We start from the raw sequence: 11,326 nt of genomic DNA on the forward strand, positions 1-11,326 counted from the left end.
GGGACGGCCGCCGCTGGTGATGGCGCCGTCGTCGGGCGTTCAGACTGTCGGGGCGCCTCATCCGGGTCGCTCATGTCGCTGGGCAGATGTCCCCATCCGGGCCTGATTCGGCGCTTTTTCCGCGGGTCCGCCGTAAAATTGGAATGTCCGCAATCAGTGGTTGGAGGCAGAAAAAATGACTACCGCATCCCCACATGCACACGTTCATTTTGGGCGCGCAGACGTCCAAAATGCGGGCATGGGAGTAGGTATCCTGTTGTTGGTGGTGGGTGCCCTGGGCTTTATCCCCGGCGTCACCACCCAGTACAGCGAATTGATGTTCCTGGGACCTGATTCCCATGCAATGTTCCTTGGGCTGTTCCAGGTGTCCATGCTGCTCAATATTGTGCAGCTGGCCATCGGCGCAACGGGCTGGGCGATGTCCCGGACCGAACATGGCGCACGGAACTTCCTCATCGGAGCAGGCGCGCTGTACATCATCCTCAGCATTTTCGGGCTCAGTGTCGGCGTTGACTCGGCGGCCAACTTCCTGTCGTTCAACATGGCTGACAACTGGACCCACCTGGTGCTGGGCGTAGCGATGATAGCTGCTGGCTGGCTGTTCTCCAGGAACATGTCCGGCGAGAGGAAATAGCCCGGAAATGACAAACCGGGAAACAGGAGCCGCGAATGAGAAATGATCAATAAGTTCTGAATTTTCGTCCTACTCGCCGGTGCAGTTGCCGCGTTCCGCGACCAGCTGCACCGGCTTCTTTGTGCGCGACGGCGACGAAAACTAATGCTGGACGGCGGCTGGGGCCGAGCGTACGCTAATGCCCATCGGCCGCTAATGCCCATCGGCGAGGGGGGAATCGGATGGGGGCGATACTGCGGGCTCGTTGCCGCTCCGCGTCCCGGCCTGTGTTGTTGGCCCTCCTGACCGCTTTGGCGTGGCTCGTGTGGGGAGCGGGAACAGCCACCGCTTCAAGCCCCGTCCCGGATGCCGGAGGCCTTCTGAAGCCCGTTTCGTCCGTTCTTGCGAAACCCCGTCCTGTTCCGGTGCCTCCCGCCGTGGTGAGCTCAAGCGGAACTGCACTGGCAACCGCAACGTCCCTCGCGGATTCGGCTGCGGCCGCCGCAAACATGTTGGCTGCCCCCGCGCTGCCGGCGGTCACCGGCACTGTTGATACTGCCACTGCCCTGGTGCCCGGGCTTTCCGATCTGCTGCCCGTTCCTGGCATACGGCCGCTGCCTGGCCAGCCACCGCTTACGACGCCGGCACCCGGCCCGGTGCCAACGGCGGCACCCAGCCTCCCGGCGTCGAGCGCGGTTGCGGAGGGCAGCAATGCGGGCGTTAGCCCGGCACCGGCCGGGCCGGTGGGCCTGGCGGCGACCAACGCCCCGAGGCTCGTCTTCGGCCCGGCCCAGGACCGCTCAGGCTTGGCCTCCACCCCGGAGGCAACGGCAAGCGCTTCCGGCCCCAAAAACAGGCCGCAAAACCCTGCGCTGCGAATTCCTCCGGCCCTGGCCAATGGCGCCGGGACGGCCAATTCCGGGTCAGCCGGAGGGTCCGAGGGGGCGGCTGACCTTGGCGGGTCCTGGCCATTCCTCCCCACAGCCACCAGTGGACCACACCTGTCCGGCGCCGTGACGCTGCCGGCCGGTCCTTCCTTCGATCCAGGGTCCTCACCCGACTGAACAGGTCATCTCTGCCCTTTTCGCGGCAGACCATGACCACCGCGCACCACCGGCGCGCGGACACCACGTTCAGTCAAGGAGAAAACCCGTCATGTCCATCAACAGTGCTGTGATCAACCGCGCCCATGTCATCTCGACAGTGGGCAACTGGCCCGACCCGATGGGAAAGCTCGGCTAGCACAAGGTGCGGTGGGCGGCTGGACGGCCGCCCACCCGCCCGAACCGCACTCCTGTAGAAAACTTTTCACTTTATTTATGAATCGTTGACCGCTAGCAGGCAGCAATTTGAGCAGAACCAGGCGGTGGTGCGCACCGCCGTCGAACGCCGTGAACGTGCCGTTCGGCGGCGTGAAGGACTCCTCCACAAACACGTTCCGCGAGCAGGGCAGGTCCGCGCTGGACTTCTTCACCTGAACCGCATCCCGCTGATCAAGCGCGAACGGACACTTGCGGCCCACCCTCCGGCGCGAACCGGCAGGTAATCCCCTCAAAACTCGGTTTTGAGGGTAATAGCTGCAAGTTCGCGCTTGGAAATCAGGGCCCCAAGTGTCCGTTCGCGCCAAAGGCGGCACTGGCCATGGGGCCTGCAACAATGGCCCCATGAGCGACATCATCCTGGGCTGGGACCCGGCCGGCTGGAACCGGTGGAACTACGCGGCTGTTACTGAACAGGTCGCCGTGACAGGGCTGCACCTGGAGCCCTGGAGCGTGGGCCGGAGCGTTGCCCCCGGCACCGGCGTGTGGCTGCTCCTGCTGGGAGCGCACGGCCCCGGCCTGATCGGCCATGGCGTTGTCCTGTCGGGGCAGCCCGGGCACCCGGATCAGGCGGCCACGTCGTCGGGCCAGCCTGAGTTCACCGTGCAGGTGGCGTTCGATGCGCTCCTGCCGCTGGGCGACCACGTGCCTGCCGCGGTCCTCGACGCAGCGGTGCCCGGCGTCGTGTGGGACAGCGCCGAAACCGAGGGCATGGCGCTGGAGTCCGGCGACGAAGCCGCGGTCCGGGCGCTCTGGGCCACTCACGGGCCGGCGCAAGGACCAGACCCCACCCAACCTGTGCCCGGCACGTACCCCGAGACCGCCGTCGTCCGTGTCACCGCCAACCGCTACGAGCGTGACCCCGAGGCCCGGCGGGCGTGCATCGCGCACCGCGGCAGCAGCTGCGCGGCTTGCGGGTTCTCCTTCGAACTGGCGTACGGGGAGCTCGGCAAGGACTTCATCGACGTCCACCATGTGGTGCCCGCGGCCCAACTCGGCGGCGGCTACCAGCTGGATCCGCTCACGGACCTGGTTCCGCTCTGCGCCAATTGCCATGCCATGGCCCACCACGGGGTGACCACGCCGCGCACCCAAGCCGAGCTGCGGCAAATCATGGCCACCGCCGGATACCTCCGCGGAACCACCGTTGCCCCTGAGGAGATTGAGGCCCAGCGCGTTGCCCGCGAGATCCTCGGCAAATAATCAAACAGCCCGCGCTCTGGACTCTTGGGCGGGCGCCAACCAGACTGTCTACAACAGCTGGCCGGCTGGCCGGAATTGGAGACACACAATACCGGCAGGGACTGAGCAGCTGCCATTATTGGGGCTTTCCTGGGAGGCCTGTTCCGCACGCGCGAAAGGACCTCGTCATGCCGGATCTGTCAGCATTCTTCCCGCTTCTTGCCGCGATTATCGGGGCAATGCTGGTGGTCGGCTTTGTTTGGGGGGCCATCAAACTGATGTGGAAAGTGGCGGAGCCCAATGAGGCCCTGATCATCTCCGGCCTGACCCGCGGAACCCTGGAAACCCGGGCCGGAATGGACTTCAAGATTGTCACTGGAAAGGGCGCCCTGGTATTTCCGGGCCTGCAGACCGTCCGCACGCTTTCCCTGACGCTGAATGAAACGGAGCTTAAGGTTTCCTGCGTGACCTGGCAGGGCATCCAGGTGATTGTGGAAGGCGTGGTAATTTACAAAATTGGTGACGCCCCGCCGTTTATCGCAAATGCGGCCAGGCGTTTCCTGGGCCAGCAGCCCAAAATGGAAAGCCAGGTCTACAACGTCTTTGAGGGCCACCTGCGGTCCATCATCGGAAGCATGACCGTTGAAGAGATCATCCGCGAACGGGACAAGATGGGGTCCCAGGTCCGCAGCGCCAGCGGAGTGGAAATGGAGAAGCTGGGGCTGGTGGTGGATTCGCTGCAGATCAAGGACCTGCAGGACCCCACGGGGTACATCCAGAACATCGCCAAGCCCCACATCGCCCAGGTCAAAATGGAGGCCCGGATCGCGGAGGCCACGCGGAACCGTGAGGCCGCCGAGAAGGAGGCCGAGGCGGCTGCCATGATCGCGGACGCGCAGAGCGTTTCGGCCATCCGGCAGTCGGTGGCGCAGGCGAACGCCGAGCGGGCCAAAGCCGAGGCCGCCCAGGCGGGACCGCTGGCGGATGCGACGGCGCGGCAGCACGTCGTCGTCCAGGAAACGGAAGTGGCCAAGCTTGAGGCGGACCGGGAGGAGCAGAAGCTCCAGACCACGGTCCGGAAGCCCGCCGACGCCAAGGCGTACGCCAAGCGCACAGACGCGGAGGGCCAGAAGGCGGCAGACATCAGCGCCGCCGAGGCGCTGGCCCGCCGCACGGAACTTGAGGCCCAGGCCAACGCCCGCCGGACGGAGCTGCAGGCCCAGGCGAACGCCACTGCCGCGTCGGCCGCGGCCGGAGCCACGAAGGTCACCGGCGAGGCCGAAGCCGCTGCCACCAGGGCCCGCGGTGAGGCCGCCGCCTCCGCCATCAAGGCCAAGGCGCTGGCCGAGGCCGACGGCATCAAGGCGCGGGCCGAAGCACTCGGGACCAACCAGGACGCCGTCATTTCGCAGCAGCTGGCCGAAAACATGCCGGCCATCATCGCCGCAGCGGCCGAGCCTTTCTCCCACGTGGGCCAGATGACCGTGCTGAACGGCGGCGAGGGCGTGAACAAGATGCTGGGCGGCATCCTGGCCCAGGTGGGCGACTACCTTCCTGCCTTGTCCTCGGCACTGAAGAACAGCCGGGAAGGCAAGCGCCCCGCGAAAGCCCCCGATGCATAAGAACGTTGACCGGAGCCTTACCGGCAAGATCGGCCGCGTGACCGGGCGCATTGGCCCCGGAACCCTCGGCGAGGTCATGCTGCCCTATCTGGGCGGCACCAACGCGTTCCACGCCCACCCCTTCGACAAGACGAGCATCTTCGCGGTCGGCGACGAGGTGCTGGTCATCTATTTCGAGCCGCCGCAAACGGTCTATGTGGACGAACTCCCGGACGTGCTGCGGCACGGCGAAGGCGGCTGACCCCACCGCTGATCTGTTAACCCAACCTTTCCCTCGACTCAACCCGGGTGACCCCGCCCCGACAGGCGCCGCGCCCACCGTGGAGGGGTGAGGATCGCAATTGTTGCCGAGTCGTTCCTGCCGCTGATGAACGGAGTGACCCACTCCATCCTGAGGGTGCTTGAACACCTGGAGGACCAGGGCCACGACGTCCTGGTCATCGCCCCTTCTACCTATGCCGTCTCCGAGTTCGTGGGACCGGCCGAGGTGGTTCACGGCGCGACGGTGCACCGGGTTCCCGCAGTTCCGCTGGCTGGCTACACCAACGTGCGAGTGGCGATGGGCGGTGTGTACCGGGTCAAGCGAATCCTTGCCGACTACGCACCCGACGTTGTCCACCTCGCATCGCCGTTTATCCTCGGGTGGCGGGCAGTGCAGGCCGCGCATCAGTTGGGGATCCCCACCATAGCCATCTACCAGACCGAGGTTCCCAGCTACGCCGCACGCTATGGTGTGCCGTTCCTGGAGAACTGGGCGTGGAACCGGGTGGAGAATATCCACTTGCTGGCCACCCGGACGCTGGTGCCGTCCACCTTCGCGCTGAACCAGTTGCGCGGCCGCGGGATTCCGCGCGTGGGCATGTGGCGGCGCGGTGTGGATACCGCGCGGTTTTCGCCGGAAAAGCGCGACGCCGGGTGGCGGGCAACGGTTGCCCCCGGCGGTGAGCGCATCATCGGCTACGTCGGCCGGCTGGCCATCGAAAAGCAGGTGGAGGACCTCGCCGCGCTCGCCAACGTCCCGAACACCAAGCTGGTGATTGTGGGCGACGGACCCCAAAAGTCCGCCCTGCAGGAAGCCCTGCCGGGCGCCGTGTTCACCGGGTTCCTCGGCGGTGAGGAGCTGGCGAAGGCGGTGGCGTCCTTCGACCTTTTTGTCCATCCCGGCGAGTTCGAGACGTTCTGCCAGACCATCCAGGAGGCCATGGCATCGGGGGTGCCGGTGGTGGCCACGGGCCGCGGCGGGCCCCTGGACCTGGTGGAAAACTCCCGTACAGGCTGGCTGTACCAGCCCGGCGACCTGGCCGGTTTCCGGGCCCGGGTGATGGACCTGATGGGCGACGACGCCAAGCGCCGCGCGTTCGCCACGACAGCGCACGCCTCGGTCCAGGCGCGGACGTGGCCGGTGCTCAGCGCCGAGCTGGTGCGTCAGTACCAATCAGTAATCGCCGGAGAACCGTTGGCTGAAACCGTCGAAACCAAGAGCCGCCGCCCGGTGGTTGAGCCTGCCCAAACCAAAAGTGGAGCGTCCCTGTGAAAATATCGGTGATCGGCTGCGGCTACCTCGGCGCCGTGCACGCCGCCACGCTCGCGTCCATGGGCCACACCGTGGTGGGCATCGACGTGGACGCCACCAAAGTGGACCAGCTGGGCCGCGGCCATGCCCCCTTCTTCGAACCCGGTCTGGACGAACTGCTCCGCGACGGACGCAGCACCGGCCGCCTCACGTTCTCCACCGACGTCGCCGCTGCCGCCAGCGCCCAGGTCCACTTCCTGTGCGTCGGGACGCCGCAGTCCAAGACGTCCGACGGCGCCGACCTCACCTTCCTCGTTTCCGCCACCGAGGCGCTACTCCCGCACCTGGCGAGGGGCGCCGTCGTCGTCGGTAAATCAACGGTGCCCGTGGGCACGGTGGACATGCTCCAGGGCGTCCTCGCGGGGCGGCCCGACGTGCAGCTCGGCTGGAACCCGGAGTTCCTGCGGCAGGGCACAGCAGTGAAGGACTCGCTGGTGCCGGACCGGCTGGTCTACGGTGTGGCGGGCGGACGCGCCGCGGCCTTCAACCCCAAGACCGGGGCGCCGCGTGCCGTGACGGCTGCGCTGGATGCCGTTTATGAGCCGCTGCTGAACGCCGGCATTCCGCGCCTGGTGTGCAACTTTGCCACGGCTGAACTGATCAAGTCGGCCGCGAACGCGTACCTGGCCACCAAGGTCAGCTTCATCAACGCCATCTCCGAACTGTGCGACGCGTCCGGCGCGGACGTGGCCGAACTCAGCGAGGCCATGGGCATGGACCCGAGGATCGGGAACCGCTACATGCATGCCGGGCTGGGCTTCGGCGGCGGGTGCCTGCCCAAGGACATCCGCAGCCTCCGCAGCCAGGCCGCCGCGCTGGGCGTGGACCCTGTGAACGACTGGATGGGCGTGGTGGACGCCATCAATCTCCGCCAGCGGACCCGGACAGTGTCCCTGGCCGCGGAACTGTGCGGCGGCGCGCTCTCCGGACGCGCCATCACCATCCTCGGAGCCTCCTTCAAGCCCGAGACCGATGACATCCGCGACTCCCCGGCCCTGGACGTGGCGGCCCGGCTGGCGGCGGCCGGCGCGCACGTGACGGTGACGGATCCGAAAGCCGTAAACCACGCGTGGCTGCGGTATCCGCAGCTGCGGTTCGAAGCCTCCGCAACGCGGGCTTTGGAGGGTGCCGAACTGGTGCTCCTCCTTACTGAGTGGGACGAATACCGGCGCCTGAGCCCTGCCGCTGCGGGCGCTTTGGTGCGGCGGCGGGTGATCCTGGACGCCAGGAACGTCCTCGATGCTGCTGCCTGGCAGGCGGAGGGCTGGGTGGTCCGCGGGCTGGGGACCAACGCCGGAGCCGCTGTCAGCGTCGTTTCCGGGGCCGGCCAAGTTTCCGGGGCCGGGGCCGGCCTGACGGGAATGCGTAACTCTTAGCCAGTTTTCACCGCTACGGACCACGCGAACGCGAATTCCCGGGCCTCCATTCCCAAGCGCCGCGCGAAAGTCACGCGTTTTCGCACCGCGATCACAACATGCACTTTATGATGTGCGTGGGGGTGGTAGCGCATGGGGCGTTCCAGGCGGCAGGACAAGGATCTGGGCGCGTCGAAGTTCGGCGTGCTGCTTGATGCCAGCCCGGATGCGCTGATGGCGGTCAACGCGGACGGCACCATCAAAATGGCCAACGCGGCAGCCAGCAAGCTGTTCGGCTACACACGCGCTGAGCTGATCGGCAGCGACCACTGGCTGCTCCTGTCGGAGGGGTTCCGGAGCGAAACGCGGCTGCTTCAGGAGCACCTGCAAGCGCAGCCCGATAAACCGCTGCCGCCGCGTGAAGTGTACGGACTGCACCGGGACGGCACAGAGTTCTCCGCCGAGGTGGCAGGCTCACTGCTGGACGACGGCGGCTCGCAGGTTTTGCTGGTTTCGGTCCGGAGCACGGAACACCGCAAGGGAGCTGACGCTGACCTCCTCGAGGCCATGTCACTGCTGACGGCCACGCTCGAATCCACCGCGGACGGCATCCTGGTGATCAGCTCCGACGGCAGTGTTGCCGGGTTCAATGACCAGTTCCTGAAGATGTGGGGCATCCCGCCGGAACTCCTGGACGGTGACACCGAAGTGCCCATCATGCGGCTGATCATCTCCCAGGTTGCCAACCCGGAGGCCTTCATGGCAAGGATCGCCGAGGTTGTGGCGAACCCGGCGGCAGAAAGCCACGACGTGCTGGACTTCAAGGATGGCAGGACCTTTGAAAGGTACTCGCGGCCCCAACGGGTTGGTGAGAGGATCGCGGGCCGGGTGTGGAGCTTCCGGGATGTCACTCCGCGCAGGCAGGCGCAGGCGCTGGCCGAGCAGGCCGTGACTGACCTGGCCGCGCAGGCCGAACAGCTGCGAGCACTTGCGTTCCAGGATCCGCTGACCGGACTGGCCAACCGGGCGGTCTTCAAAGACGCACTGGTGGCAGCCCTCCGCGAGCCGCGGTTCAAGACCGTGGATGTCCTGCTGGTCGACCTGGACGATTTCAAGGAGGTCAACGACATTATGGGCCACCAGGCTGGCGACGACATGCTCGTGGAAGTGGCGCGCAGGCTCACAGGCTGTGTCCCCACCGCGGACGTGGTGGCCAGGCTGGGAGGCGACGAGTTTGTCGTTCTGCTTACCGCCTGCCCGGACGTCGAAACCATCGCGGCCTGTATTGTCCGCTGCCTGCATGTTCCGGTGTGGATTGACGGCACCATGCTGCGCCCCAGCCTGAGCCTGGGACTTGCCTCCATGGGAAATGCCGCCATCGGAGCGTCGGAGTTGCTGCGCCAGGCGGACATCGCAATGTATGCGGCCAAGACAGCGGGCAAGAACCGGTACTGTCGGTTCCATCCGGACATGATGACCGAGCTGGTGCAGCGCACGGACATGGAGGCCGGCCTGCAGCTCGCCATTCCGCTGGGGGAAATCTCCGTGGACTACCAGCCCCTTGTCTCCCCACGGATGGGCCAGGTAGTCCAGTTCGAGGCGCTTGCGCGGTGGGACCGCGATGGCGAGCGCATCCAGCCGTCGGTCTTCATTCCCATTGCGGAGCGCAGCGGCCTGATCAGCGAGATCGGTGCCGCCGTCATGACTTTAGGCCTCGCCCAGCTCGCGCCGTGGCTGAACGAAGACCCGTCACGCTCGCTGGCGGTGAACGTTTCCGGAGTCCAGCTACAGGAACCTGACTTTGCCGGCAACGTCCTCCGTTTCGCCGAGGCCAGCGGGGTGGGGGCGTACCAGCTGGTCCTGGAGGTCACCGAGAGTGTATTTTTCGACGCCGACCACAGCCTGATCAAGCAGCTCGCCAGTCTCCGTGAGGCCGGAGTACGTGTGGCGCTGGATGACTTCGGCACCGGATACTCGTCGCTGGGCCGCCTGCAAGAACTGCCGGTGGACACAGTGAAGATCGATAAAACCTTTGTGTCCATGGTGCGCACCGGAACCGAACGCCTCCCCATCCTCAGTTCCATGATCAACATGGCGCACAGCCTGGGCCTGACGGTCACCGCCGAGGGCATCGAGACGGCGGTTCAGGCGGACTTCCTGACAGCACGGGACTGCGATTTCCTGCAGGGGTACTTTTTCTCCCACCCTGAGCCTGGCGCCAGGCTCAAGCGGGCCCTGAAAAGGGCAGACAGCGCCATCCAGGCATTGAAGGATAGGTAAGGGCGCCTGCGCTGACTAAGCCAGCGGCAGGAACGCGAGGACAATGGGTTCCATGGACGTCGTTGTCATCGAAACGCGGCCGCTCGGGGACCGCAGCTACCTGGTCCACGACGGCGAGGTGGCCCTGGTCATCGATCCGCAGCGGGACACGGACCGGGTGGAAGCCGCGGCCGCGGAAGCGGACGTCCGGATCACCCACGTTGCCGAAACCCACCTGCACAACGACTACCTCACCGGCGGGCTCATCCTCGCCCGCGCGCACGGTGCCGAGTACCTCGTCAGCGCAAACGACGACGTCGCGTTTGATCGCACGCCAATGGCCGACGGCGGCACGGTCCAGGTAGGCCGGCTCACCGTGAAGGCCGTGGCCACGCCCGGCCACACCCACCACCATCTCAGCTACGTGGTCAGCGATGGCGAGGACCAGGCGGTGTTCTCCGGCGGCAGCCTGCTCTACGGGTCGGTGGGCCGGACTGATCTGGTCAGTGACGAGGACACCGAAGACCTCACCCGCGCCCAGTACTCCTCGGTCCGCCGCCTGGCCGCCGAGGCCCAGCCGGACGCAGCCCTGTACCCCACGCATGGATTCGGCTCGTTCTGTTCGTCCGGGCCGGCGTCGAGCGCCCGATCGTCCACCGTCGCCGAACAGCAGGAATCCAACCACGCGTTTACGGACGCCGATGAGGACCACTTTGTGCGGGAGCTCATCAACAACCTGACCGCCTACCCGTCCTACTACGCGCACATGGCCCCGGCGAACCGGCAGGGCCCGGGGCCGGCGGACCTCACTGTGCCGGAATCCGTGGATCCGGCGGAGCTCAGCCGCCGGCTCGCGGACGGCGAATGGGTGGTGGACCTGCGCCACCGGGTGGCCTTCGCCAGCCGCCACCTGCAGGGCTCGGTGAGTTTCGAGTACGGCCGCGGCTCCAGTTTCACCGCCTACCTGGGCTGGGTCCTGCCGTGGAACCAAAAAATGACGCTGGTGGGATCAGAAGAGGACATCGAAAAGGCCATCCGGGACCTGTCCCGGATCGGCATCGACTCCCCCGATGCCGCCCTCGGAACGGACCCGTCGGCACTCGCGCCGGGCACCGCCGTCGTGCATTATCCGCGTGTGGGCTGGGCCGAAATGCTGCACGGGCGAAGTGCCGGGGACGTGGTGCTCGATGTCCGCCGGACGGATGAGTACGACGCCGGCCACGTCGCCGGGGCGGTGAACGTCCCGCTGCATGAGCTGCTGGGGCGGATGGCCGAGGTTCCGGCGGGCACGGTGTGGGTGCACTGCGCCACCGGATACCGCTCCGGGGTGGCGGCCAGCCTGCTGCAGCGCGCGGGCCGGCAAGTAGTACATGTGGACGCGAAGTACGGTCCTTCTTGAGATG

At 66.5% G+C, this 11,326-nt stretch carries 10 protein-coding genes; all 10 read left to right on the forward strand.

Annotation, left to right across the window (positions count from 1 at the left end; genetic code table 11):
• Window positions 1-175: 175 nt before the first annotated feature.
• On the forward strand, window positions 176-634 hold the full coding sequence (locus tag AU252_RS04680; RefSeq protein WP_056347206.1) for a DUF4383 domain-containing protein: 459 nt from the start codon (window positions 176-178) through the stop codon (window positions 632-634).
• Between the two features lie 416 nt (window positions 635-1,050).
• Window positions 1,051-1,677 (forward strand): hypothetical protein, encoded by a 627-nt coding sequence (locus tag AU252_RS04685; RefSeq protein ID WP_058929720.1) that lies wholly within the window; start codon window positions 1,051-1,053, stop codon window positions 1,675-1,677.
• A 285-nt stretch (window positions 1,678-1,962) separates the two neighbouring features.
• Window positions 1,963-2,091 carry a hypothetical protein gene (locus AU252_RS24770; protein WP_276203753.1) on the forward strand — a complete coding sequence of 43 codons (129 nt, stop codon included), beginning with the start codon at window positions 1,963-1,965 and terminating at the stop codon, window positions 2,089-2,091.
• A gap of 186 nt (window positions 2,092-2,277) precedes the next feature.
• Window positions 2,278-3,135, forward strand: a complete 858-nt coding sequence (locus AU252_RS04690; RefSeq protein WP_058929721.1) for an HNH endonuclease — start codon at window positions 2,278-2,280, stop codon at window positions 3,133-3,135.
• Between the two features lie 167 nt (window positions 3,136-3,302).
• Entirely contained in the window at window positions 3,303-4,736 is a 1,434-nt protein-coding gene (locus AU252_RS04695) for a flotillin family protein (RefSeq protein ID WP_058929722.1), read from the forward strand.
• Entirely contained in the window at window positions 4,729-4,977 is a 249-nt protein-coding gene (locus AU252_RS04700) for a hypothetical protein (protein ID WP_058929723.1), read from the forward strand. The genes AU252_RS04695 and AU252_RS04700 overlap by 8 nt, the downstream gene beginning before the upstream one ends.
• 87 nt (window positions 4,978-5,064) lie before the next feature.
• Window positions 5,065-6,270 carry a glycosyltransferase family 4 protein gene (locus AU252_RS04705; RefSeq protein WP_205630635.1) on the forward strand — a complete coding sequence of 402 codons (1,206 nt, stop codon included), beginning with the start codon at window positions 5,065-5,067 and terminating at the stop codon, window positions 6,268-6,270.
• Window positions 6,267-7,685 carry a UDP-glucose dehydrogenase family protein gene (locus AU252_RS04710; RefSeq protein ID WP_058929724.1) on the forward strand — a complete coding sequence of 473 codons (1,419 nt, stop codon included), beginning with the start codon at window positions 6,267-6,269 and terminating at the stop codon, window positions 7,683-7,685. Before AU252_RS04705 ends, AU252_RS04710 begins: the two co-directional genes overlap by 4 nt.
• Before the next feature lie 132 nt (window positions 7,686-7,817).
• The gene (locus tag AU252_RS04715; protein ID WP_058929725.1) at window positions 7,818-9,944 is read left to right on the forward strand and encodes a putative bifunctional diguanylate cyclase/phosphodiesterase; all 2,127 of its coding nucleotides are present in this window, start codon (window positions 7,818-7,820) and stop codon (window positions 9,942-9,944) included.
• A gap of 52 nt (window positions 9,945-9,996) precedes the next feature.
• Window positions 9,997-11,322 (forward strand): MBL fold metallo-hydrolase, encoded by a 1,326-nt coding sequence (locus AU252_RS04720; RefSeq protein ID WP_058932750.1) that lies wholly within the window; start codon window positions 9,997-9,999, stop codon window positions 11,320-11,322.
• The last annotated feature ends 4 nt before the right edge of the window (window positions 11,323-11,326 follow it).

This window comes from Pseudarthrobacter sulfonivorans (assembly GCF_001484605.1).
In the GTDB taxonomy this organism is placed as follows: Bacteria; Actinomycetota; Actinomycetes; order Actinomycetales; family Micrococcaceae; genus Arthrobacter; species Arthrobacter sulfonivorans_A.